We start from the raw sequence: 23,240 nt of genomic DNA on the forward strand, positions 1-23,240 counted from the left end.
GGACGACGGATGACGAAGGTTCAACCCGACTGGCTCGCGCTCGCGACGCGTTTCGCGCAACTGCCCGATGCGCAGCGCGCCGTTTTCATCGACAAGCTCGGCGCGGCAGGCATCGATTTTCGCGTGCTGCCGATCCCGCCGCGCAAGCCGCGCAGCGACCGCGTGCCGGCGTCGTTCGCACAGACGCGGCTGTGGCTGCATGCGCGGCTGATCGATGCGCCCGATGCGTATCACATCACCGAGCGCCTGGCACTGACGGGCCCGCTCGACGCGCACGCGTTGCGCCTGGCGTGCGATGCGCTGATCGCGCGCCACGAGGCGCTGCGCACGACCTTCGACGAAGCGCAGGACGGCGTCGCGCAAACGATCCATGCGCCGATGCGCTGTCCGTGGCGCGAAACCGGTCTCGAGGCGCTGCCGGACGCGCAGCGCACGGCGCGCGCTCAAGCCGTCGCGACGGCCGATGAAGCCGAGCCGTTCGATCTCGGCGCGGCGCCGCTCGTCCGCGCCCACCTGGTGCGCTTCGATGCGACGCATCACTGGCTCGCGCTGACCGTGCACCACATCGTGTCGGACGGCTGGTCGTCGGGCGTGATGCTCGAGGAACTCGCGGCGTTCTATCGCACGTATGCGTCCGACCGGCCGGTGCCGCTCGCGCCGCTGCCGATCCAGTACGCTGACTACGCGCTGTGGCAGCGCCGCTGGCTCGACGCCGGCGAACGCGAACGCCAGCTCGCGTTCTGGCGCGAACGGCTCGATCCGCAACGCGGCGTGCTGACGTTGCCGGGTGCGGCAGCGCGACCCGCACACCGCAGTGCGCGCGGCGCCCGCCATGTGTTCTCGCTCGACGCGCGCATCGGTGCGCAACTGCGCGCATTCGCGGCCGCATCGGGCGCGACGCCGTTCGCGGTGCTGCTCGCCACGCTCGATGCGCTGCTGGCGCGCGCGACGGGCGATGCGCGGATCTGCGTCGGCGTGCCGGCCGCGAACCGCGAACGCGCGGAAGTCGCCGGCCTGATCGGTTTCTTCGTCAACACGCTGGCGATCGACGTCGACGTGCCCGCGCACGGCGATTTCTCGTCGCTGGTCGCGCGCACGCAGCGTGCACTCGTCGATGCGCAGATGCACCAGGACGTGCCGTTCGAACAGGTGGTCGATGCGCTCGGCGTGCCGCGCAGCGCGAGCCACCATCCGCTGTTCCAGGTGATGGCCGCGTACGGCGAGCGTCGCGCGTTGCCGGCGCTCGGTGCGGCGTCGGCCGCGTTGCTGCCCTCCGGTACGCCTTCCGCGAAATTCGACCTGACGCTTTCGGTCGAAGCGACGCCGGACGGCACGTTCGACGCTGCGTTCATCTACGCGCTCGACCTGTTCGATGCGGACGCTATCGAACGGCTGGCCGCGCGTTTCGTCACGCTGCTCGCCGATGCGCTCGCGCGCCCCGACATGCCGGTTGGCGATCTCGAATGGCTGCCCGTCGGCGAGCGGGCGCAGCTCCTTGCATGGAACGCGCCGGCCGGTGCGACCGATGCCGAGCCGTTCGTCCCCGTGCATGCGCGCATCGCCGTGCATGCACAAGCTCGGCCCGACGCGCGCGGTGTTGCCGACATCGATCGTGCGTTCACTCGCGGCGAAGTCGACGCGCGTGCGGCCCGCCTGGCGCGCCATCTGGTGGCGGCCGGCGTACGGCCGGAAATGCGGGTCGGCGTCGCGCTGCAGCGCTCGGTCGACCTGCTCGTCGCGCTGATCGCGGTACTGAAGTCGGGCGCCGCGTTCGTGCCGCTTGATCCGGCTCATCCGCGCGAACGGCTCGCGCAGATCGTCGGCGACGCGAATATCGCGCACGTGCTGACCGACGGCGCGAGCGCCGCGTCGCTACCGGATCTGCCGGCGCTGCGCGTGTGGCGCGCCGATGAAGTCGAGGCACTCGACGAAGCGGCGCACGTCGTGCTGCCGGACGTGCTGCCGGGTCATGCGGCCTATGCGATCTACACGTCGGGCTCGACCGGCAAGCCGAAGGGCGTGATCGTCGACCATGCGTCGTTCGCGCTGCATTGCGCGGCGATCGCCGAGCGCTACGGCGCGGGCGAGCAGGACGTGTTCCTGCTGTTCCAGTCGGTCAACTTCGACGGCGCGCATGAAGGCTGGTTTTCGCAATACATGTCGGGCGCCGCCGTGTCGGTGACGGCCGACGTGCTGTGGCCGCCCGCGCAAACCTGCGCGATGATGGTCCGCGACGGCGTGACGATGACCTACGTGCCGCCCGGCTGCGCTGCGCAACTCGCCGAATGGGCGCTCGCGCACGGCGCGCCGCCGACGCTGCGTTCGCTGACCGTTGGCGGCGAAGCGACGTCGCGCGAGGCGTTCGCGATGCTGCGCCGCGCGCTGCCGAACGTGCGCGTGGTCAACGGCTACGGCCCGACCGAAACCGTCATCACGCCGACGCTGTGGATGTTCCGGCCAGGCGACGATCTCGCGAAGCTCGGCGACGCCGCGTACCTGCCGATCGGCACGCTGGTCGGCGCTCGCACCGCGCATGTGCTCGACGAGCGGCTGCATCCGCTGCCGGTCGGCGTGATCGGCGAACTGTATCTGGGCGGCGAAGGGATCGGCGTCGCGCGCGGCTATCTCGACCGCCCGGCGCTGACCGCCGAGCGGTTCGTGCCCGATCCGTACGGCGCGCCGGGCGCGCGGCTGTACCGCACGGGCGACCTCGTGCGCCGTCGTGCGGACGGCGTGTTCGACTTCATCGGGCGCGTCGACCATCAGGTGAAGCTGCGCGGGCTGCGCATCGAACTCGGCGAGATCGAGGCACAGCTTGCCGCGCACGACGCGGTGCGCGAAGCATGCGCGGTCGTGCACGGGCAGGGCGCACTCGCGCAGCTCGTCGCGTACGTCGAGCTGACCGCCGACGCACAGGCGGCCGCGCAGCCGGTCGAAGCCGCGACGCTCGACGCGCACCTGCGCCGTACGCTGCCCGATTACATGGTGCCCGCACAGCTGATCGTGCTCGACGCGCTGCCGCGCAACGCGAACAGCAAGGTCGATCGCGCGCGGCTGCCGGCACCCGTGCGCGTCGAACGCACGTACGAAGCGCCGCAGGACGGCGACGAAGCCACGCTCGCGGCGATCTGGTGCGACGTACTGAATCTCGAGCGCGTGGGCCGGGGCGATCACTTCTTCGATCTTGGCGGCCATTCGCTTGCCGCCGTGCGCGTCGCGACGCGCGTGGCCGAACGGCTCGGCCGCGACGTGCCGGTGCGCGCGCTGTTCGAAGCGCCGGTGCTCGCGCAGTACGCGCGTCAGGTGGCCGATGCGCCACGCGCCGCGCAGGCCGGTGCCGCGGCGCCGGGCGTCGCGGTGGCCAAGCCGGACGCACATGGCGTGTGGCCGCTGTCGCCGGCGCAGCTCGGCCTGTGGTTCCTGTGGCGCGCGCAGCCGGACAGCGCCGCGTACAACATTCCGGTCGCGCTGCGGGTGCGCGGCCCGCTCGACGTCGATGCGCTGCGTGCGGCCTTCTCGGAGGTCGCGGCCGTGCATCCGGCGCTGCGCGCGCGGCTCGTGGCACGCGACGGTGCGCTGCCGGGCCAGCGGATCGACGCAGACGTTTCCGTCGAACTGCCGGTGATCGACCTGTCGGCGCAAACCGATGTGCTTGCCCGCGCTGCGGCGCTGACCGACGAGGATGCACTCGCGCCGTTCGACCTCGCGGCCGACGCGCCGCTGTGGCGCGCGCGGGTGCTGCGGCTCGGCGCGGACGATCACGTGCTGTCGGTGACGATCCATCACATCGTATCGGATGGCGAATCGATCGAGCTGTGGCTCGATGCGGTTCGTGCGCGCTATGTCGTACGCGTGCAGGGCGGTGACGTGCCGGCCAAAGAGGCCGTGCAACCGGCCACCCAACCGGCCGTCCCGCTCGTGCTCCCCGCGCCGTGCCATCCGTCCCGCGTCGCCTACTGGCGCGATGCGCTGGCCGACCTGCCGGCGCGCGTGCTGCCGCAACGCGCGGACGCGCCGGCCGTGCCGCAATGGCGCGCGGCCCGCATCGCGTTCGAATTCGACGCTTCGCTGATCCGTGCCGCACGCGACACGGCATCGGCCGCGCACGCGACGCTGCCGATGCTGCTGCACGCGGCGCTCAACACCGCGCTGCTCCGCGCGACGGGTGCGGCCGACCAGCCGGTCGGCGTGCTCGCGTCGACGCGCGAGCTGACGGGTGACGCCGCCCGCGAGGCGCTCGGCCTCTTCATCAATTCGGTGGTCGTGCGCACGCGGATCGACCCGGCCGCGCGTCGTGCGGATGTGCTCGCACACGTGCGCGACACGGCGCTCGCGGCCTATGCGCACGCCGACGTGCCGTTCGCGGACGTCGTCGCGGCGCTGCGCGCGCCGCGTGCCGCGCAGGCCAATCCGCTGTTCCAGGTGATGTTCAACTACCTGCGCCCGACCGGTGCCGCGGCGCGCGACTGGGCCGGCCTGTCGCTGGCCGGATTCGACGATGTGCGCCACCGCGTCGTGTTCACGCTGGAGCTGGACGTCGTCGAGCATCCGGACGGCCGCGTGAGCGCCGCGTTCTCGTATGCGGACGAGCTGCTCGAGCGCGGCTTCGTCGATGCGCTCGTCGATGTCTACCACGACGAAGTCGCGCGCTTCGCCGGCGCGTCGGAAGCCGCGCTCGGGGCGCCCGACAAGCGGGCCGTTGCGCAGGCGTCGCAGCACGCGCAGGTGGAAGGCAACGCACGCGCTGCAACGTCGTCACGTGTACCGCATGCGGCTGCCGCGCTCGCGGCGCTGTGGTCCGACACGTTCGCGACGGCCGCGCCCGAGCCCGATGCCGACCTGTTCGAAGCGGGCGCGACCTCGTTCGACGTCGTGCGCTTCATCGACGCGGCCGGCCGGGCCGGTCATGCGCTGACGGTCGCCGACCTGTTCGCGTCGCCGACGCTCGCGGCACTCGGCGCGCGGCTCGATGCGCGCACGGAAACGGGACAGGAGGAACGCCATGCTGGCTGAAGTGCGTCCGGACGGATTCACGATGCTCGATACGTACCGCCTCGCGTTCGCGGACGGCCTGTTCGCCATGCGCGACGGCGTGGAGATCCGCGTCGCGCAGGGCGACGGCATCGGCGCGCAGTTGTTGCGCGCGCAACTCGGCGACGACGGCGCACTGCGCCTCGTCGCGTACAACCATCGCGCGGCGCCGGCCGACCAGCGGCGTGCGCTGCTGGCCGCGTTGGCCGCGGCGTTTTCGGACAGCGCGCGCCACGCGGCGATCCGGCTCGACCCGGCCGCGTGGCCCGCGGTCGCGCTCGATGCGCTGCGCGCAAGCGGCGTGCTCGCCGACGCCGGCCGTTGCATGCGCGAAGGCTGGGCACAGCAGGCCGATCTGTGGCTCGTCGGCCCGCATCTGCCGTGCGCGACGTTGCCCATGTTCACCGACGGCCGCCGCCATCCGCGCCGGCCGCCGGCGCCGCGCGGCGACGTCTATGCGCGCGACCTGCCGGCGCTTGGCGTGCGCTTCACGCTGCGCGGCTGGCAGCCGGCCGAGGACGCCCAACTCGTCGCGCGCTGGTTCGACGAGCCGCGTGTGCGCGACGGCTGGCCGGGCGCACAGCCTGGCGCGGACGGTACGCCAGGCGCCGCACCCGATGCCGATCCGCACGTCACGCCACTGGTCGGCTGCTTCGACGGCGAACCGTTCGCGTATTTCGAAGCGTTCTGGCTGAAGGAAGACGCGCTCGCGCCGCACGTCGCAGCGCGCGACTACGACCGCGGGTTGCGGATGCTGGTCGGCGAAGCGCGCTGGCGCGGCCCGCATTGCGTGGCGGGCTGGCTGCCGTCCGTCGTTCATTACCTGTTTCTCGACGACCCGCGTACCGAAGCGGTCGGCTGTGCCGTTCCGGCCGGCCACGCGCGGGTTGCCGACCATCTCGCGCGGCATGGCTTCGCGCGGCAGCGCCGTCTCGCGCTGGCCGACGCGCAGCCGCTGTGGATGCGCACGCTGCGCGAGACGTTCTTCTCCGGCCGTCACGTCTGACGGGCCGGATTCACCGACAAGGGAGCTGAGACATGCAGAGAGAAACCGTATTCGACCTGATCGGCGTCGGCTTCGGGCCGTCGAATCTGGCGCTGGCGATACGCCTCGCGGAGCGCAGCGGCGCGCGCACGTTTGCCCATTGCTTCGTCGAGCGCCAGCCTGAATTCGGCTGGCATCGCGGGATGCTGCTCGATGACTGCCGGATGCAGATCTCGTTTCTGAAGGATCTCGTCACGATGCGCGATCCGAAAAGCCGCTATACGTTCATCAACTACCTGTTCGAACGCGGCCGCCTGAACGAATTCGTCAACCTGAAGAATTTCTATCCGACGCGCGTCGAATTCCACGATTACCTGAGCTGGGTCGCCGACGCGTTCGACGATCGCGTTCACTACAGCGAGACCGTGCTGGGCATCGAGCCCGTGCGTGGCGACGGTGCACGGATCGACGCGCTGCGCGTGCTGTCGCGCGACGCCACCGGCCACGAGCGCCAGCGCGTCACGCGCGCGCTGTCGGTCGGCGTCGGCGGCACGCCTGCGATTCCGGACGCGTTCGCCGCGCTCGGCCGCGACCGCGTGATCCATTCGTCGTCGTACCTGACCGACATCGACCGGCTCGTCGCGTCGCCGGACGGCGAGCGCCGCCGTGTCGCGGTGATCGGTGCGGGGCAGAGCGCGGCCGAGGTGTTCATCGATCTCGCGCGCCGTTTCCCGCACGTCGATGCGAGCCTCGTGATGCGTGCCGGCGCGCTGAAGCCGGCCGACGACAGCCCGTTCGTCAACGAGATCTTCAGCCCCGAATTCACCGATGTCGTCTATGCGCAACCGCACGACGCACGCCGCGCGCTGCTCGAACGCTATCGCGACACGAACTACGCGGTGGTCGACCGGCCGCTGATCGAACAGATCTACGAAATGCTGTACCTGCAGCGCATCGACGGCACGCCGCGTCATGCATTACTCGCGAACAGCGCGATCGAGGCCGCGGTACGCACCGCCGACGGCCGCATCGAGCTGACGCTGCGCGACCGGATGAGCGGCGCCACGCGCGTCGAACGCTTCGACGCGCTCGTGCTGGCGACCGGCTACCGCCGCGACACGCATTCGGCGCTGCTCGAAGGGCTCGCGCCGCACCTGGGCGATGCGCTCACGCGCGGCGACGTCACGCGCGACTACCTGCTCGCGACGCCCGAAACCTTCGCGCCGCGCATCTACCTGCAAGGCTGCTGCGAAGACAGCCACGGTTTGTCCGACACGCTGCTGTCGGTACTGGCGCGCCGCGCGGACGAAATCTGCGCGTCGCTCGAAGACGGGATCGCGCCCGCCCATGACGAAGGCGCGGCCCGGGCAAGACAAGAAAACGGGGTGAGCGCGAGCCGGATGGCTTTCGCTCTTTGACAAAGGCGCGGTCGGAGACCGCATGAAAAAAGTGGAGCAGAGAAAGATGGAGTGGGCAACAGGCACGCGTTTGCGTGCGATCGCAGCCGCGGCGAGCGTGGCGTTCGGTGCGGCGGCAGGGCAGGCGTATGCCCAGACGGCGCCGGCCGTGAACGCAGGCGCCGCGGCGTCGGCCAGCAGTGCGCAGGGCGGTGCGGCGGCCAGTGCGTCGACCGGCACGCTGCCGACGATCAACGTCAACGCGGCCTCGGAAGGCGACGGCACGGTCGGACTCGTCGCGAAGCGCAGCCGCACCGGCACGAAGACCGACACGCCGATCAACGAGATCCCGCAGACGATCAACGTCGTCACCGCGCAGCAGATCGAGATGACCGGTGCGACCGACGTGAACGCGGCACTGCGCTACGTACCGGGTTTCTCGTCGTACGGCTCGGACAACCGTTCCGACTGGTACTCGGCGCTGCGCGGCTTCACGCCGACCGCGTACGTGAACGGGCTGCAGGTGCCGAACACGATCAACCTCGCGAGCTGGCGCGTCGATCCGTACATGATCGACAGCATCAGCGTGCTGCGCGGGCCGACCTCGGTGCTGTACGGCGCGGGCGACCCGGGCGCGATCATCGACGTGCAGACCAAGCTCGCCGACGGCGAGCGCGTGCGCGAGGCCGGCGTGCAGATCGGCAACTATGCGCGCAAGCAGTTCATGATCGACGTCGGCGACAAGCTCGACCCGGACGGCAAGTATGCGTACCGGTTCGTCGGCGTCGCACGCGACGGCAACGCGCTGACCGGCCCGAACAACGACCAGCGCGTCGCGCTCGCGCCGTCGTTCCGCTGGCGCCCGAACGCGGATACGTCGCTGACGCTGTCCGCGACCTACCTGCAGGACTGGGGCGACATCTCGTCGAACTTCCTGCCCGCGCAGGGTACGGTGCTGCCGAACCCGAACGGGCAGATCAACAAGGACGTGTACGAGGGCGATCCGAACTTCAACTACTACCGCAAGAAGCAGTGGTCGGTCGGCTACCAGTTCGAGCAGAACCTGACTTCGGCCTGGACGTTCCGCCAGAACGTGCGGCTGATGCACTTGTCGCTCGACAACGGTTCGGTGTGGGGCGCCGGCTTCGCCGACGGCAGCACGACCAATGTCAACCGCTGGGCCGGTGTGTTCCAGATGAATTACAGCCGCTTCGACATCGACAACAACGTGGAAGGCCGCTTCGCGACGGGCCCGCTGCAGCACACGCTGCTGCTGGGCTTCCAGTACAACCGCCAGACCGCGACCGACAGCGAATGGATGGCTGCCGCGCCGACGCTGAACATTTACAACCCCGTCTACACGCCCGTGACCACGGCCGTGTTCTCCGATCCGAACACCACGTATCGCACGAACACGTACACGACGATGAACACCTTCGGCCTGTACGCGCAGGACCAGATCAAGTGGAACCGCTGGACGCTGACGCTCGGCGGCCGCGAGGACTGGGTCAACATGCGCCAGGACGACCGCGCCGGCGGCACGTCGACGAAGGCGGACGTCACGGCGTTCACCGGCCGCGTCGGCCTCACGTACCAGGGCGACTACGGGCTGTCGCCGTACATCAGCTACGCGACGTCGTTCAATCCGCTGATCGGCGTGAACCTGCTCGGCGGCGGGTTGCCGCAGCCGACGCGCGGCAAGCAGATCGAGGCCGGCCTGCGCTGGCAGCCGCCCGGCAAGAACCTGATGCTGAACGCGGCGATCTACCAGATCAACCAGACCAACGGGATTACGCCAGCGCTGCCGAGTCAGGACGACAGCGGCACCAAGTCGGTACAGTCCGGCGAGGTGCGTTCGCGCGGGATCGAGCTGAGCGCGACCGGCAAGGTCACGCCGAACCTGTCGATGATCGCTTCGTACGTCTACCAGGACGTGAAGGTCATCAAGGCGAACGACAACTCGCTGAACAACTGGCCGGTCGACATTCCGCGTCCGCGCCAGATGGCATCGCTGTGGGCCGACTGGACGTGGCATACGGGGGCGCTCGCGGGGCTTGGCCTCGGCGGCGGCATTCGCTACCAGAGCGCGTCGGCCGGTGGGTCCGACAACGCGCTGACGGTATCGAGCGTCACGCTGTTCGACGCGGGTGTGCACTACGACACGCGTAACTGGCGCTTCGCCGTGAATGCGACGAACCTGGCCAACCGCCACTACATCAGCGGCTGCCAGTCGGTGAACGTCTGCGTTTTCGGCACCGACCGCACGGTGATCGCGACCGCGAAATACAACTGGTGACGATGCGCGCCGCGGCCCGCCGGCCGGCCTTCGTGGCCGGCGCGGGCCGGCTGCGGCGCCTTCGTCCGCTCTTCCACGACGCATCCATGCCGAAGAAAAATCTCGTCTACATCCAGTCGCTGCGCAACGGCGCGGCCGATCGTGCCGGGCAGCCGGTCGCGTATCAGGGCGGCACGCGCTACATGAAGGCGCCGCTCGAATTCCTCGTCGAACGCCTGAACGACTCGCCGCTCGGCGAGCGCTACACGCTCAGGGGCGTGATCGTCGACGACGACGGCGGTTCGCCGGCCGATCGCGCGAAAGTGGCCGATTACGGCTTTGCGCGCACACCGGGCCGCCCGTGGATCCTGCCGGAAGGGTTGGCGGTGCAGGGCCGGCCGGTCGACGAACTGTTTTGCTCGATTCCGTCGACGTACCGGCGCCTGCCGCGCGACGCGCGCGAGCGCGTGGCCGGCAAACAGGCGTTCGAGCGCCGCCTGCTCGAGCGCCTGCTCGAACTCGAAGCCGACGTCGTCGTGCTCGACGGGCTGCTCGTGATCCTCGACGAACTCGTGCGGCCCGGTGCGCGCTTTCATCGGCGCATCGCCAACATCCACCCGGGCATCACCGCCGACGGTTCGCCGTACCAGCGGCGCGGCGCGTGGGCGACGCTCGACGCGCTGCACGGCGCGCGCGGCGAACGGGTCGACTGGGCGAGCGGCGCGACGTCGTCCGTCGAGCCCGTGACGATGACGGGCGCGTCGTTCCACTACGTCGACAACGGCATCGATTCCGGCGAGGTGATCTGCGACGTGCTCGACACGCCGATCGCACCGGGCGACACGATTCTCGAACTGCGCTGGAACAACTTCCAGCGCAGCCTGTTTCCGGCGCTCGAGCGGGGGCTGCACGTTCTCGCCGATCGCCACGACGCGGGAGCACTGTGATGGAAGACACGCTGACGAAACCGGCCGGCGCCGCGGACGCCGTCGAAGGTGAAGTGGCCGCCGCGCTCGACGGCGCCGCGCACGGGCAGGCGATGGCAGTCGCCGAGCGCACGCTCGACGCCTGGCGGCCCGACGATTCGCCGGATGCCCTGCTCGCGGCGTTCGTCGCGCTCTTCAACACCGACACGCGATACGACGCGGCAACAATCACGGTGCCGCTCGGCGGCGCCGATACGGCGGCCGTTGCGTCGTACGTCGCGCGCGCGGTGCGTGAGGGCGTGATCGACGGCGCGCAGGTTGCGGGCGACACGCTGCGGCTGACCGTGTCGCGCACGACGTTCTGGCAGAACCCGCGGCCGTGGCTGAAGGCGCCCGCATCGGGCGGGATGCCGCTGCGCTATGCGATCACGAACGGGCACCGGCACCCGGTACGGCCGCCGTCGCCGGCCGGCGAGATCTATGCACGCACCATGCCGCAGGTCGGGATGACGTTCAGCCTGCGCACCGTCGACATCGACGCGCACGCGGACCTGTTCAGCGGCTGGATGAACCTCGATCGCGTCGCGCAGTTCTGGGACCAGCGCGGCACACGCGACGAGCACGCGGCGTATCTCGCCGAGCGGCTCGCCGATCCGCACATGCACCCGATGATCGGTTATTTCGACGACACGCCGTTCGGCTATTTCGAGTTCTACTGGGCGAAGGAGGACCGTCTCGCGCCGTTCTACGATGCGCACGACTACGACCGCGGGCTGCACCTGCTGATCGGCGACTCGCGTTTCCAGAGCGCCGGCAAGCTGCATGCATGGTGGAGCGGGGTGCTGCACTACATGTTCGTCGACGAACCGCGCACGCAGCGGCTCGTCGGCGAGCCGCGCGTCGATCACGTGCGGCACATCGCGTACATGCACCGGCTTGGCTTCTACACGCTGAAGGAGTTCGACTTTCCGCACAAGCGCGCGGCGCTCACCGTGATCGAGCGCGATACGTTCTTTGACACTTTCCGGCTGCCGTGACGGGGCGGGTGCGCAGCGTCGGTGCGACGTTGCGCGCGGTCCGGTGCCGCGCCAGCATCGGCCGTTCGGGATATGGACTGCGCGGCCTGCGTCGTGAAGAATGGATCGCTCTCCTCATCGACGACAGGCCGGCAACATGACAAAAACACCCGTGGCAGCGTGGGGCGCAACATCCGATTTGCGCCCCCTCAAGTTGACATATGCAGGCATATGCCTAGAATGGGCGCATCGTACTCCCATGGAGTGGCTCATGCGCACCGTTTCCATTTTCAAGAACGCCCGTAACCAGGCAATCCGCATCCCGAAGGACATGGAGTTCGAGGGGGTGACGGAACTCGAGATCCGCCGCGAGGGTGACACCCTGCTGCTGCGGCCGGTGCGGCCCACGTGGCTCTCGTTCGCGAGCGAACCGCTGGCCGATGCCGACTTCCTCGCCGAACGCCCGGCCGTGATCGAGCCAGGCCGCTTCGACCTTTCCGGCGGGGATGCCGCGCCGACGGAGTCCGGCCAGTGACCACGCTCTACATGCTCGATACGAACATCTGTTCGTTCATCATGCGCGAGCGGCCGCCGGTGGTGCTGGCGCGGCTGCAATCGTGCGTCAATGCGCAGCACCGGATTGTCGTCTCGGCCATTACCTATGCCGAAATGCGGTTCGGCGCAGTCGGCAGGAAGGCGTCGCCGAAGCATGTGGAACTCGTGACCGCCTTTGTTTCGCGGCTCGATGGCGTGCTGTCGTGGGATACGGCGGCCGTCGATGCAACGGCCGCGATTCGTGCCAATCTCTCCACGCGCGGCACGCCGATCGGCGCGAACGACGCGTCGATCGCCGGGCATGCGATCGCGGCCGGTGCGGTGCTCGTCACGAACAACGGCCGGGAATTCGGCCGGGTGGCCGGGTTGTCGCTCGAAGACTGGGCGGCCTGAGCGCGGCGGTTCGAAAGCAGTGATGACGCTGCCGCTCCACCACGTCGCGTCATGCGTGGGGGGCGGGGGAATCGGCGAGAAAGGCGTCGCGGAATGCGTCGAGATACCGGTTGGCGTCATCGCTGAATTCACCGGGCAACAGCGCGAACGCGCGTGCCAGCAGATCCTGGCCGAGCACGGCATAGGTCGCTGCGTCGGACAACAGCGCGCGGATGGCATCGCGCGTTTGCGGTGAAGCGATCCGTTTCGCGTCTCGCGCGAGCAGCGCGGCGGCGGCCAGGCCGGACTGGAACGCATGCAGTTCGAGCAGGTCGGGGGCGGCATCCCAGATGCGTTCGCGGTTGCCTGCATCGTGAAAATTCCGCAGCAGGAACAGCAGGTCGTACGCATCGCTGTTCTGGCGTGCGCGCCGGTCCTTCCAGGCGAGCAGCTTCAGCAGCACGAGCGCCGGCAGGCTGGCCACCGGCACGACGGTGCGCGCGTCGATCGACACCGGCTGCGCGGTATCCACCGCTTCCTGGAAGCCGAGCACGTTCAGCACGAATTCGCCGCCCGGCGGCCACGCGATTTCGCCCGGCGGCGTTTCGAGCGGCCCGAACGGCACGAGATCGAGCTCGGTGCGAAAACCGTGCGTACCGCTCTCGAACAGCAGTTTCTGCTGCTGTTTCGGCGCGCGCGTGAATTGCCCGGTCGCGACGAGCGCATCGACGAGCTGCGCGTGAAACGGCCAGCTCACCACACACACCGCAACGTCGACGTCCCGTGTCGCGCGCACCGGCCGGATGCCGTGGACGTGCCACATCAGGATGTCGCGCGCGGTTGCGCCGGCGACGACGAAGGCCGCGTCGAGGCGCGCGCAGGCACGGCTGACCGCTTGCAGCAGCGCGACTGCCGCCGGGTCGAGCGGCCGGCGCGCGTCGACTTCAAGCGGGCGGGTGGGCGAGGTATCGGTCATGGATCCGTTCGGCGGCGGCAAGGTTGCGGCTGTCCCCGGACGAGACGAGATCCGCATAGATCAGGAGCGGCGGTACGAGCGGCACGTGCGGCTCGTGCCAATCGAGCGCGGGCGAGTGCGGCCAGAATGCTTCGACGATTTCGACGTCGCCGTGATCGTCCGGGCGCAGGCGGGCCTGGAGCAGCAGGCGGTTCGATGCCGCGCCGTGCGTATAGACGGTGATCGCGGCCGGCTTCAGATCGTGCGTCAGCAGGTCGGCCGCCGGTTCGCCGCCGAGCCGCGCATCGAACGATGTGAAATCGAAACCGCGCCACCAGTCGGGCGCGAGGCTCGCATAGCGGCGGCTCGGCAGTTTCGCGCGCAGGCGGCTCGGGTACAGCGCAACCCATTCCTGCACGAAGCGCGGCCAGTCGGGTATCAGGCGCTCGCCATTGCGGCGCTGCCCGACGAGGCCGCGCGCGATCAGGTCGTCCATCGCGAGGTTGACCGTGCCGAGCGCGACACCCGACGCGGCCGCAATCGCCCGATACGGCTGCGCGACGAGGCCCGGCTGCGTCGCGATGGCGAACATCACGGCCAAGCCCTTCGGCGTCGTTGCGCGCGATGCCTGCCGGCGCGGTGTGCGTGCGGGTTTCGGCCGGCCCGCGATCATCACGGTCGCCTCCGGCTGAATCAGGCATGCGTTGCCCGCGGTGTCGAGAAACGGGATGCCCTGGTCGGTCAGGCCGGCGGCCAGTTCGGCCGAAAGATAGGGCGTGATCAGCATCAGCGGACGCTCGCCGGGCGTCGCGGTAGTGCCGCCGCGGCGGTGCAGTGCCGCGAGTGCACCCGGCAGCGATTCGACGCGCAGGCTCACGGCGGCCGGCATCTCGAATACGTGCCCGGCAACGTCGAAGCGGATCATCGCGTCGGCTTGCCCGGTGTATGCGGCCGGCACGCGCACGGGCCGCGCGCTGAAGCGCCGGGTCGCGCGTTCGAACGCGGCGCAGGCTTCATCGAGCACGTGCTGTTCCGACATCGGAAGGGGGGCGTTATCGGGCATCGGAGGTGATTGCTTGTTCACTTCTTCATCAGCGTACACAAAAAATGTACGCACGTCAAAAAGTGAACAAAAATCCACAACGCATTGATATATCGGCGTTATTCCGGATGCTTGAACGGTCATCGTCGAATCCCGGTGCCCATCAAATCGATGTGGAGCCCACAGTTTCACGTGCCTGGACCGCGTGCGGCAGTCATCCGGATGGCCGGTTTTCCTATCCCGTGTGCGGTGCGCGATACGGCAACCATCAGTTGCTACCGTGACGACTTTCCGTCTGCCCGGTTGCTGGTGAACCGACTATCCTTGCCTGCACATTCCCCGCAGAAACAGGAGACGACACCGTGACGCACAGCGTGATTCCAGCAGGCCTGGCCGATGAAATGATCGAGATCCGGCACCGCATCCATGCCCACCCCGAGCTCGGTTTCGAGGAATTCGCGACGAGCGACCTCGTCGCCGAGCAACTGCAGTCGTGGGGCTACACGGTGCATCGCGGGCTCGGCGGCACGGGCGTCGTCGCGCAGTTGAAGGTCGGCAACGGCACGCAGCGCCTCGGCCTGCGCGCCGACATGGATGCGCTGCCGATTCACGAGGCGACCGGCCTGCCGTACGAGAGCAGGATTGCCGGCAAGATGCACGCGTGCGGCCACGACGGCCACACGGCGATGCTGCTCGCGGCCGCGAAGCATCTCGCACGCGAGCGCAGCTTCTCGGGCACGCTGAACCTGATTTTCCAGCCGGCGGAAGAAGGGCTCGGCGGCGCGAAGAAGATGCTCGACGAAGGGCTGTTCGAGCTGTTCCCGTGCGATGCGATCTTCGCGATGCACAACATGCCGGGTTTCCCGACCGGCAAATTCGGCTTCCTGCCGGGGCCGTTCATGGCGTCGTCCGATACCGTCGTCATCGATGTGCAGGGCCGCGGCGGCCACGGCGCGGTGCCGCACAAGGCGATCGATCCTGTCGTCGTGTGCGCGCAGATCGTGCTGGCGCTGCAGACGATCGTGTCGCGCAACGTGTCTCCGCTCGACATGGCGATCGTCACGGTCGGCGCAATCCATGCGGGCGAGGCGCCGAACGTGATTCCCGATCGCGCGCAGATGCGCCTGTCGGTGCGCGCGCTGAAACCCGACGTGCGCGACCTGCTGGAGACGCGCATCAAGGAAGTCGTGCATGCGCAGGCTGCCGTGTACGGCGCGACCGCGACGATCGACTACCAGCGCCGCTACCCGGTGCTCGTCAACGATGCGGAAATGACCGAGTTGGCGCGCGGTATTGCGCGCGAATGGGTGGGCGAAGCGAACCTGATCGACGGGATGGTGCCGCTCACCGGCAGCGAGGATTTCGCGTTCCTGCTCGAGAAGCGGCCGGGCTGCTACCTGATCATCGGCAACGGCGACGGGGAGGGTGGCTGCATGGTGCACAACCCCGGTTACGACTTCAACGACGCGGCGCTGCCCACCGGCGCGTCGTACTGGGTCAAGCTGGCCGAGGCATTCCTGGTTTGACGCAGAGGCGCGGCGGCGTCGCAGCCGCCGTTCGACGTGTGCGTGTGCGTCCGTGAAACCGGACGCGACAGCACGCGCGTGAATTTGACGCTCCTTGACATCGACGAAACAGGTCGCGTGCTACGCTGCGCGCGACGCCGGATCGGCTCGATGAATACAGGTGTGGATGACATGCGAAAACAGCTTCTGACCGTGCTGACGGCTTGTGCGGTCGGCGTTCTGGCGGCCGGGTGCGACGACCAGAAGGTGGCCGACGCGGTGAATGCGATCAAGCCCGATCCGATGGCGTTCGGTAATCTGCAGCCGGGCGTCTCGACGACCGAAGACGTGCTCCGCCAGGCGGGCAAGCCCGAGATGGTCAGGCAGGGCGACGACGGCTCGCAGCGGTTCGAATATCCGCGCGGCCCGTACGGCACGAGCACCTACATGCTCGATTTCGGGCCCGACGGCCGGCTCGTGTCGATCACGCAGGCGCTGACGGCGGCGAACATCGCGAAGGTCGTGCCCGGGATGTCGAAGGACGACGTGCGGCAACTGCTCGGCAAGCCGACCGAGATCGCGCAATACGCGCTGAGCCATGAAGAGGTGTGGAGCTGGCACTGGGCCGAGGGCGGTGTATCGGGCGACGCGATGTTCAATGCGCATTTCTCGCCCGACGGCACCGTGATCCGCACTTCGCGTTCGGAAGCGCCGGGGCGCGAAAAGCCCTGACATGTCGAAGGACGCAACGCATGCGGCGCGGACTGGACATCGGCAAGGTCGCCACGGCGACTGAATGCGAGATGTACCCAATCTATCGCGAAACGGATGACACGATCGATGTGATTCAAATCTTCCATCAGCGGATGGATATCGAACGGCACCTGTAGCTGCGCCCGTCGAGCAGGGCGATCATCGCCGACCGGCTCATCATCGCTGCACCGATCAATCTAGAACGCTTCTCCGCTGAAAAGCGCCACGACCGCATCCGGATTCGACGGCCAGTACATGTGCATGTACGTCGCGACGATTGCGCCGTGGCGATAGACGGCCTCGCCGCTGCCGGTCGCGCCGTCGGGGCGTGCCGCATGCGCGACTGGATCGAGCGGCGTCGCGAGCCGCGAGTAGTGGAACGTATGGCCGCGCATCGAGCCGTGCCGCGTTTCGAGTTGCTGCATGCCGAGCGCCGCGAACCGGCGCTGCATCGTCGCGTGGCCCGGCAGCAACCCCAGCATCGGCGTCGACGCGCCGTCCACGTCGGTCAGCGATTCACTGAGATACACCATCCCCCCGCATTCCGCGACGATCGGCCGGCCGGCCGCCGCATGCGCACGAATCGTTCGTGCGGTTGCCGTATTTGCCGCGAGCGTCGCCGCATGCAGTTCCGGATAGCCGCCCGGCAGGAACAGCGCGTCGCAATCGTCCGGCACCGGTTCGTCGGCGAGCGGCGAGAAGAACCTCGACTGCGCACCGAGCGCGTCGAGCAGCGCGAGATTCGCCGGATAGATGAACGAGAACGCCGCGTCGCGCGCCACCGCGATCCGCTTGCCGGTGAGCGCACGCGGCAGCGGCGCCGCGGCGTCCGGTTCCGCGAACGCGACGGCGGGCGGCAATTCAGCGAGCGCCGTCTGCGCGAGCACGTCGGCCGCGCGATCGAGCCGGGCGTCGAGATCGTCGATATCGGCCGGCTGGTGCAGGCCGAGATGCCGCTCCGGCAGCGCGATGCCCGCATCGGCCGGCACATGCCCGAGCCAGCGCAGGTCGTCGGGCAGCGCCTGTTGCAGCAGCTCCGCGTGCCGGGCCGAGCCGACGCGATTGGCCAGCACGCCGTGAAACGGCAGCCCCGGCCGGAACCGCGCGAGCCCGAACGCGATCGCCGCGAACGTCTGCGCCATCGCCTTCGCGGAAATCACTGCGACGACCGGCACGCCGAACGCCGCCGCGAGATCGGCACTGCTCGGCGTGCCGTCGAACAGCCCCATCACGCCTTCGATCAGGATCAGGTCGGCCTCGCGCGCGGCATCGGCAAGCAGCGCGCGGCAGCCGGCCTCGCCGACCATCCCGAGGTCGAGCGCATGCACGGGGGCGCCGCTCGCGCGTTCGAGCAGCATCGGATCGAGAAAGTCGGGCCCGGTCTTGAACACGCGCACACGGCGGCCGAGCCGGCGGTGCAGCCGCGCGAGGCCGGCCGTCACCGACGTCTTGCCCTGGCCCGACGCGGGCGCACTGACGAACAGCGCGGGGCAGGCCGGCATGCTCAGAACTCCACGCCGCGCTGCGCCTTCACGCCTTGCTCCTTGTACGGATGCTTGACGAGCCGCATTTCGGTGACGAGGTCGGCCGCATCGATCAGCGCATCGGGCGCATGCCGCCCGGTCACGACGACGTGGACCGAATCGGGACGCGCGACAAGCGTCGCGAGCACTTCGTCGAGCGGCAGGTATTCGTACTTCAGCACCGTGTTCAGTTCGTCGAGGATCACCATCCGGTAGTCGCCGCTTTCGATCATCCGGCGCGCCTCGTCCCAGCCCTTGCGCGCGGTCGCGATGTCGGCGTCGCGGTTCTGCGTGTTCCACGTATAGCCGTCGCCCATCGTCACGAAATCGCATTCGGCAACCGCGCCGAGGAAGTCGCGCTCGGACGTGTGCAACGCGCCCTTGATGAACTGCACGACACCGAGCTTCATGCCGTGGCCAAGCACGCGCACGGCCATGCCGAACGCGGCAGTGCTCTTGCCCTTGCCGTTGCCGGTGTTGACGATCAGCAGGCCCTTTTCGTTGGTGGCGGCGGCCTGCTTCTTCTCGTGGCCCGCGCGGCGGCGTTCGGTCATCCGTTGATGGGATTCGGCGTCGGTTTTCATCGGATTGATCCTGTCGAAAGAAAGCGAAACAAAGGGTTCAGAGCGGGCCGGCAACTGCGACCGTCACGCCGTCCCGGATGGATTTGGGGCCCAGCAGCCGGCCGTGCGGCGCCGCGAGCTGCGCGCACGGCTCGGCCACGCCCGCGACGCCGAAGCGGGCGAGCGCGGCATCCGACGGACCGCTCGCGGCCAGTTCGGGGCGGCTCGCGAGTTGTGCCGCGTCGAACGCGACGAGCGGCCAGCCGCGTCTCGCGCACAGCGTGCGCAGCGCGCGGGCACGCGCCTTGTCGGCGAGCGTGGCGACGAGCGCCGGTTTGGCAGCCGGGTACAGCCTCAGCGCCGCGCGGATCGCGGCATCGAGTTGCGCGGCCGTCACGCCCGCGCGGAAACCGACACCGAGCGCGACGCGCATCATGCGCCGCTGCCGAGTGCGGCACGTACCGCGGGATCGTGGGCGAACGCCGCGACACGGCCGATCACGACGATGGCCGGCGAACCGATGCCGGTCGCGCCGACGTGTTCGACGAGCGTGTCGAGCGTCGCGAGCACGTGCCGTTGTTCGGGGCGCGTCGCATTCTCGATCGCCGCGCACGGCGTGTCGCCAGGCAGGCCGCCTTCGCGCAGCGCGGCTGCAATCGTGTCGAGCCGGCGGATCCCCATATAGATGACGATCGTCATGCGCGTGGCGGCGAGCGCGCGCCAGTCGGGTTCGTCGGCGCCCGCGCCGTGGCCCGTGACGAAGATCACGCCCTGTGCGTCGCCGCGCTGCGTGACCGGAATGCCGAGCGCGGCCGGCGCGGCGATGCCGGCCGTGACGCCGCTCACGACCTCGACTTGAAATCCCGCCGCGCCGAGCGCGGCCAGCTCCTCGCCGCCGCGGCCGAACACGAACGGATCGCCGCCCTTGAGCCGCGCGACGCTGCGGCCCGCGCGCAGATGCGCGAGCATTGCCGCGACGATCGCCTCCTGCGGCGTCGATGCATGACCGCCGCGCTTGCCGACGTGCTCGATGTGCGCGTCGGCACGCGCATGGCGCAGCACGTCGGGGTTCACGAGATCGTCGACGAGCAGCACGTCGGCCGCGCCGATCGCGTGGACGGCCTTGAGCGTCAGCAGGTCGGCGTCGCCGGGGCCGGCGCCGATGAGCCAGGCGCGGCTCATCGGGCGCGGCACGGCGCGCACCGTGTCGAAACAGTGGAAAAGGGCAGGCGGGCGGCACGGCGGCGGCCAGCAGACAGGTCACGCATGACGGATCGAACGAAGCCCGCGCGGACGCGGGCGGAATGCGCACCTCATCCGTCCCCCGCGGATCGGGCGTTCGGCGAGCATCGGGCTCGCCCCTTGCGTCGGCCGGTATCCGGGCTGGCCGCCTGCCAGGCCGCAGCCTTCCCGCCCGGTTAGAAGGGCAGTGGCATCGTGGGCGGCATGGGCGCGTGCGCGGGGAAGCGCGTCGCGCGGGCGGCGTACCGTTGCGGGGACAGCACAGGCCGGGCGGTGATCCGCCTCCTGTTTCCCGTTTAACTGCATGCACGGAATGCGCATGCGAGCACCGAACGCGGCGCTACGATAGCACAGCGATTCGCCCGCGCGAACCCGCTTCGCCGATGCCGGAAGCGGCCTCCGGCGTGGCGCGGCGGCCATGCAAGACGCCGTTCGGCGGGCAGCATCGCCTTGACGCTCCCGCCCCCGACGCCTACACTCGCACGCGTTTTGGTGCTCGCGCGCGCCCTCCGGCGTGCGCAGTTAAACGGGAAACAGGGAGCCTGCCTGCGTCGCAGTCGAGCCAACCTGTGCTGCCCCCGCAACGGTAAGCGAACGCATCGTGCCCGCCGCGATGCAGCGCCGCTTCGCCGCATGCCGCCCGCATGCGGACGACCGCCACTGGATGCCCTGCGTATCCGGGAAGGCGAAGCGGCGTGTTCGTCAGCCCGGATACCGGCCTAAACGTTGGGGTTCAGCGCCGCGGGGAAGCGGCGCATCGTCCACGGCCGCAGCGTGCCTGACACCCGAGCGTTTCCCGATCCCCGTCGTCCGGCCGCCTGCGCGAATGCGCATGACCCGGTGCGACGAAGGGCCGGACCGCGCGGGGCCGCGCAGCGACGGCCGTGTTGGCATTCTTCATGTCGACCGTTCGCAAAGGAGCGTCATGCTCGATTCGCTGTTCCGCCTGTTCAACGACAGTCCGTCCGGGCTGCGCGGCAAGATCGTCGCGATCTATGCGCTGCTGATCGCCTTCAACGCAGGCGCGTGGATCTGGGCGTTCGCCGCGTTCCACGGCCAGCCCGTGCTGCTCGGCACCGCGCTGCTCGCATACGTGTTCGGGCTGCGTCATGCGGTCGACGCCGACCACATCGCGGCCATCGACAACGTCACGCGCAAGCTGATGCAGGAGGGGCGCAGCCCGCTCGGCGCGGGCCTGTTCTTCTCGCTCGGCCATTCGACGGTCGTGATCGTGATGTCGGTCGTGGTGACGCTCACGGCCGCGTCGCTCGCGCGCTTCGACAGCCTGAAAGCGTGGGGCGGCGTGATCAGCACGAGCGTGTCGGCGTTCTTCCTGCTGGTGCTCGCGATCGCGAACCTGCTGATCCTGGTTTCCGTCTACCGGACGTTTCGCGCCGCGCGGCGCGGCGAGCCGATCGTCGACGCCGATCTCGACCTGCTGCTGAACCGGCGCGGCGTGCTCGCGCGCCTGTTCCGTCCGCTGTTCCGGCTGGTGTCGCGCAGCTGGCACCTGTATCCGGTCGGGTTCCTGTTCGGCTTCGGCTTCGACACGGCGACCGAGATCGCGCTGTTCGGCATCTCGGCGGCGCAGGTGCAGGGCGGTCTGTCGTTCTGGTCCGTGATGGCGCTGCCGATGCTGTTCACCGCCGGCATGACGCTCGTCGACACGACCGACGGCATCCTGATGATGGGCGCGTATCGCTGGGCGTACGTGCGGCCGATCCGCAAGATCTACTACAACATGACGATCACCTTCGTGTCGGTGCTGGTCGCCGCGCTGATCGGTGGCATCGAGGTGCTCGCGCTGCTCGCGGACAAGCTGTCGCTGCAGGGCCCGGTGTGGGACTTCGCGTCGATGGTGGCGTCGCACTTCGGCGTGCTCGGCTATGTCGTGATCGGCCTGTTCCTCGCATGCTGGCTCGTGTCGGCCCTGATCTACCGGTTAAAACGCTACGACGAGATCGACGTGACGATCTCGGCCTGACTCTTCCTTACGACCCTGGATATTCCATGACCCTACGCAAGCTTCCCGTCACGATCGTCACGGGCTTTCTCGGCAGCGGCAAGACGACGCTGATGCGCCACATCCTGCAGCACGCCGAAGGCCGCCGCATCGCGGTGATCGTCAACGAATTCGGCGAACTCGGCATCGACGGCGAAATCCTCAAGGGCTGCGGCATCGGCTGCGACGAGGCCGACGGCGCGCAGGGCGAAGCGTCGGGCCAGCTCTACGAACTCGCGAACGGCTGCCTGTGCTGCACCGTGCAGGAAGAGTTCTATCCGGTGATGGAAGCGCTCGTCGAGCGCCGCGCGGACATCGATCACGTGCTGATCGAGACGTCGGGGCTTGCGCTGCCGAAGCCGCTCGTCCAGGCATTCAACTGGCCGACGATACGCAACAGTTTCACGGTCGACGCGGTCGTGACCGTCGTCGACGGGCCGGCTGCCGCCAGCGGCCAGTTCGCGGAAAACCCGCAGGCCGTCGACGCGCAGCGCCGCGCCGATCCGAACCTCGACCACGAATCGCCGCTGCACGAGCTGTTCGCCGATCAACTGTCGTCCGCCGATCTCGTGATCGTGAACAAGGCCGATCTCGTCGGCGACGCGGAATTCGCGCAAATCGAAACCGCGATTCGTGACGAGATCCCGCCGCAGGTGAAGATCGTGCGCGCGACGCGCGGCGAGCTCGATCTCGCGATGCTGCTCGGTCTCGAATCGGCATCGGAAGAAACGATCCACCTGCGTCACGACCATCACGGCTCGGCCGACGACGGCGATCACGATCACCATCACGACGATTTCGACTCGGTGGTCGTGTCGGGCGACGCCGGCACGCGCGAAGCGACGATCGCCGCGCTGCAGCGGGTCGTCGAAGCGCACACGATCTATCGCGCGAAAGGCTTCGCCGCGCTGCCGGGCGCGCCGATGCGGCTCGTGATCCAGGGCGTCGGCCGCCGCTTCGACAGCTATTTCGACCGTCGCTGGCAGGACGGCGAAACGCGCGCGAGCCGCTTCGTGCTGATCGGCGAAGACCTCGACGCGGCCGCGCTGCAACGCGCGTTCGACGCCGCGTGCGCGGCCGAGCCGCAACAGGCGTAAC

The 23,240-nt window shown here is 69.1% G+C and carries 19 protein-coding genes and 2 riboswitches; of the genes, 13 read left to right on the plus strand and 6 right to left on the minus strand.

What is annotated here, in order from left to right; all coding sequences use genetic code 11:
* Window positions 1-9 precede the first annotated feature (9 nt).
* From HAV18_RS32900 to HAV18_RS32935, 8 genes are all read left to right on the plus strand, one after another.
* Window positions 10-5,013, plus strand: a complete 5,004-nt coding sequence (locus HAV18_RS32900; RefSeq protein WP_166964297.1) for a non-ribosomal peptide synthetase — start codon at window positions 10-12, stop codon at window positions 5,011-5,013.
* Window positions 5,003-6,037 carry a GNAT family N-acetyltransferase gene (locus HAV18_RS32905; protein ID WP_166964299.1) on the plus strand — a complete coding sequence of 345 codons (1,035 nt, stop codon included), beginning with the start codon at window positions 5,003-5,005 and terminating at the stop codon, window positions 6,035-6,037. Before HAV18_RS32900 ends, HAV18_RS32905 begins: the two co-directional genes overlap by 11 nt.
* 32 nt (window positions 6,038-6,069) lie before the next feature.
* The gene (locus HAV18_RS32910) at window positions 6,070-7,434 is read left to right on the plus strand and encodes a lysine N(6)-hydroxylase/L-ornithine N(5)-oxygenase family protein (RefSeq protein ID WP_166964301.1); all 1,365 of its coding nucleotides are present in this window, start codon (window positions 6,070-6,072) and stop codon (window positions 7,432-7,434) included.
* Between the two features lie 22 nt (window positions 7,435-7,456).
* The gene (locus HAV18_RS32915; RefSeq protein WP_166964303.1) at window positions 7,457-9,709 is read left to right on the plus strand and encodes a TonB-dependent siderophore receptor; all 2,253 of its coding nucleotides are present in this window, start codon (window positions 7,457-7,459) and stop codon (window positions 9,707-9,709) included.
* Window positions 9,710-9,795: 86 nt separating this feature from the next.
* Window positions 9,796-10,635 carry a formyltransferase family protein gene (locus HAV18_RS32920; RefSeq protein WP_166964305.1) on the plus strand — a complete coding sequence of 280 codons (840 nt, stop codon included), beginning with the start codon at window positions 9,796-9,798 and terminating at the stop codon, window positions 10,633-10,635.
* Window positions 10,635-11,651 (plus strand): GNAT family N-acetyltransferase, encoded by a 1,017-nt coding sequence (locus HAV18_RS32925; RefSeq protein ID WP_166964307.1) that lies wholly within the window; start codon window positions 10,635-10,637, stop codon window positions 11,649-11,651. Before HAV18_RS32920 ends, HAV18_RS32925 begins: the two co-directional genes overlap by 1 nt.
* A 250-nt stretch (window positions 11,652-11,901) precedes the next feature.
* Window positions 11,902-12,165 carry a type II toxin-antitoxin system VapB family antitoxin gene (gene vapB, locus HAV18_RS32930; RefSeq protein WP_166964309.1) on the plus strand — a complete coding sequence of 88 codons (264 nt, stop codon included), beginning with the start codon at window positions 11,902-11,904 and terminating at the stop codon, window positions 12,163-12,165.
* Window positions 12,162-12,578 carry a PIN domain-containing protein gene (locus HAV18_RS32935; protein WP_166964311.1) on the plus strand — a complete coding sequence of 139 codons (417 nt, stop codon included), beginning with the start codon at window positions 12,162-12,164 and terminating at the stop codon, window positions 12,576-12,578. The genes vapB and HAV18_RS32935 overlap by 4 nt, the downstream gene beginning before the upstream one ends.
* Window positions 12,579-12,627: 49 nt before the next feature.
* On the opposite strand, the gene HAV18_RS32940 is transcribed toward HAV18_RS32935, so the two are convergent.
* Together HAV18_RS32940 and HAV18_RS32945 are read right to left on the minus strand one after the other, a co-directional pair.
* Window positions 12,628-13,533: a nucleotidyl transferase AbiEii/AbiGii toxin family protein gene (locus tag HAV18_RS32940; RefSeq protein ID WP_166964313.1), complete on the minus strand. Its 906-nt coding sequence runs from the start codon at window positions 13,531-13,533 to the stop codon at window positions 12,628-12,630.
* Window positions 13,502-14,575 carry a type IV toxin-antitoxin system AbiEi family antitoxin gene (locus tag HAV18_RS32945; protein ID WP_166964315.1) on the minus strand — a complete coding sequence of 358 codons (1,074 nt, stop codon included), beginning with the start codon at window positions 14,573-14,575 and terminating at the stop codon, window positions 13,502-13,504. Before HAV18_RS32945 ends, HAV18_RS32940 begins: the two co-directional genes overlap by 32 nt.
* 341 nt (window positions 14,576-14,916) lie before the next feature.
* On the opposite strand from HAV18_RS32945, the gene HAV18_RS32950 reads away from it, so the two are divergent.
* From HAV18_RS32950 to HAV18_RS39740, 3 genes are all read left to right on the plus strand, one after another.
* Window positions 14,917-16,080: a M20 aminoacylase family protein gene (locus HAV18_RS32950; RefSeq protein WP_166964317.1), complete on the plus strand. Its 1,164-nt coding sequence runs from the start codon at window positions 14,917-14,919 to the stop codon at window positions 16,078-16,080.
* Window positions 16,081-16,251: 171 nt separating this feature from the next.
* The gene (gene bamE / locus HAV18_RS32955) at window positions 16,252-16,791 is read left to right on the plus strand and encodes an outer membrane protein assembly factor BamE (RefSeq protein WP_048244354.1); all 540 of its coding nucleotides are present in this window, start codon (window positions 16,252-16,254) and stop codon (window positions 16,789-16,791) included.
* A gap of 20 nt (window positions 16,792-16,811) precedes the next feature.
* A complete protein-coding gene (locus HAV18_RS39740) occupies window positions 16,812-16,949 on the plus strand; it encodes a hypothetical protein (protein WP_208102208.1) in 138 nt (45 codons plus the stop codon).
* Window positions 16,950-17,009: 60 nt separating this feature from the next.
* Here HAV18_RS39740 and HAV18_RS32965 read toward each other — a convergent pair whose 3' ends face one another.
* Genes HAV18_RS32965 through cobA form a run of 4 tightly spaced genes read right to left on the minus strand, consistent with a single transcriptional unit; the run spans window position 17,010 to window position 20,080 of the window.
* Window positions 17,010-18,314, minus strand: a complete 1,305-nt coding sequence (locus HAV18_RS32965; protein WP_166964319.1) for a cobyrinate a,c-diamide synthase — start codon at window positions 18,312-18,314, stop codon at window positions 17,010-17,012.
* A 2-nt stretch (window positions 18,315-18,316) separates the two neighbouring features.
* On the minus strand, window positions 18,317-18,919 hold the full coding sequence (gene cobO, locus HAV18_RS32970; protein WP_166964321.1) for a cob(I)yrinic acid a,c-diamide adenosyltransferase: 603 nt from the start codon (window positions 18,917-18,919) through the stop codon (window positions 18,317-18,319).
* Window positions 18,920-18,956: 37 nt separating this feature from the next.
* Window positions 18,957-19,334 carry a cobalamin biosynthesis protein gene (locus HAV18_RS32975; protein WP_166964323.1) on the minus strand — a complete coding sequence of 126 codons (378 nt, stop codon included), beginning with the start codon at window positions 19,332-19,334 and terminating at the stop codon, window positions 18,957-18,959.
* Window positions 19,331-20,080, minus strand: a complete 750-nt coding sequence (cobA, locus tag HAV18_RS32980; protein WP_166964325.1) for a uroporphyrinogen-III C-methyltransferase — start codon at window positions 20,078-20,080, stop codon at window positions 19,331-19,333. Before cobA ends, HAV18_RS32975 begins: the two co-directional genes overlap by 4 nt.
* A gap of 169 nt (window positions 20,081-20,249) precedes the next feature.
* Window positions 20,250-20,488: riboswitch (cobalamin riboswitch) on the minus strand.
* Between the two features lie 125 nt (window positions 20,489-20,613).
* Window positions 20,614-20,878, plus strand: a riboswitch (cobalamin riboswitch).
* A gap of 187 nt (window positions 20,879-21,065) precedes the next feature.
* Here cobA and HAV18_RS32985 point away from each other — a divergent pair.
* Window positions 21,066-22,124 carry a HoxN/HupN/NixA family nickel/cobalt transporter gene (locus HAV18_RS32985; protein WP_166964327.1) on the plus strand — a complete coding sequence of 353 codons (1,059 nt, stop codon included), beginning with the start codon at window positions 21,066-21,068 and terminating at the stop codon, window positions 22,122-22,124.
* Window positions 22,125-22,150: 26 nt separating this feature from the next.
* A complete protein-coding gene (cobW, locus tag HAV18_RS32990; protein ID WP_166964329.1) occupies window positions 22,151-23,239 on the plus strand; it encodes a cobalamin biosynthesis protein CobW in 1,089 nt (362 codons plus the stop codon).
* Window position 23,240 lies beyond the last annotated feature (1 nt).

The sequence above is a fragment of the Burkholderia sp. D-99 genome (genome assembly GCF_011605345.1).
Classification (GTDB): domain Bacteria; phylum Pseudomonadota; class Gammaproteobacteria; order Burkholderiales; family Burkholderiaceae; genus Burkholderia.

Excerpts from the sequence above, each read along its gene's own strand:
- HAV18_RS32900 (WP_166964297.1), top strand. The coding sequence starts at position 10 with ATGACGAAGGTTCAACCCGACTGGCTCGCGCTCGCGACGCGTTTCGCG.
- HAV18_RS32905 (WP_166964299.1), top strand. The coding sequence starts at position 5,003 with ATGCTGGCTGAAGTGCGTCCGGACGGATTCACGATGCTCGATACGTAC.
- HAV18_RS32910 (WP_166964301.1), top strand. The coding sequence starts at position 6,070 with ATGCAGAGAGAAACCGTATTCGACCTGATCGGCGTCGGCTTCGGGCCG.
- HAV18_RS32915 (WP_166964303.1), top strand. The coding sequence starts at position 7,457 with ATGAAAAAAGTGGAGCAGAGAAAGATGGAGTGGGCAACAGGCACGCGT.
- HAV18_RS32920 (WP_166964305.1), top strand. The coding sequence starts at position 9,796 with ATGCCGAAGAAAAATCTCGTCTACATCCAGTCGCTGCGCAACGGCGCG.
- HAV18_RS32925 (WP_166964307.1), top strand. The coding sequence starts at position 10,635 with ATGGAAGACACGCTGACGAAACCGGCCGGCGCCGCGGACGCCGTCGAA.
- vapB (WP_166964309.1), top strand. The coding sequence starts at position 11,902 with ATGCGCACCGTTTCCATTTTCAAGAACGCCCGTAACCAGGCAATCCGC.
- HAV18_RS32940 (WP_166964313.1), bottom strand. The coding sequence starts at position 13,533 with ATGACCGATACCTCGCCCACCCGCCCGCTTGAAGTCGACGCGCGCCGG.
- HAV18_RS32945 (WP_166964315.1), bottom strand. The coding sequence starts at position 14,575 with ATGCCCGATAACGCCCCCCTTCCGATGTCGGAACAGCACGTGCTCGAT.
- bamE (WP_048244354.1), top strand. The coding sequence starts at position 16,252 with ATGCGAAAACAGCTTCTGACCGTGCTGACGGCTTGTGCGGTCGGCGTT.
- HAV18_RS39740 (WP_208102208.1), top strand. The coding sequence starts at position 16,812 with ATGCGGCGCGGACTGGACATCGGCAAGGTCGCCACGGCGACTGAATGC.
- HAV18_RS32965 (WP_166964319.1), bottom strand. The coding sequence starts at position 18,314 with ATGCCGGCCTGCCCCGCGCTGTTCGTCAGTGCGCCCGCGTCGGGCCAG.
- cobO (WP_166964321.1), bottom strand. The coding sequence starts at position 18,919 with ATGAAAACCGACGCCGAATCCCATCAACGGATGACCGAACGCCGCCGC.
- HAV18_RS32975 (WP_166964323.1), bottom strand. The coding sequence starts at position 19,334 with ATGATGCGCGTCGCGCTCGGTGTCGGTTTCCGCGCGGGCGTGACGGCC.
- cobA (WP_166964325.1), bottom strand. The coding sequence starts at position 20,080 with ATGAGCCGCGCCTGGCTCATCGGCGCCGGCCCCGGCGACGCCGACCTG.
- HAV18_RS32985 (WP_166964327.1), top strand. The coding sequence starts at position 21,066 with ATGCTCGATTCGCTGTTCCGCCTGTTCAACGACAGTCCGTCCGGGCTG.
- cobW (WP_166964329.1), top strand. The coding sequence starts at position 22,151 with ATGACCCTACGCAAGCTTCCCGTCACGATCGTCACGGGCTTTCTCGGC.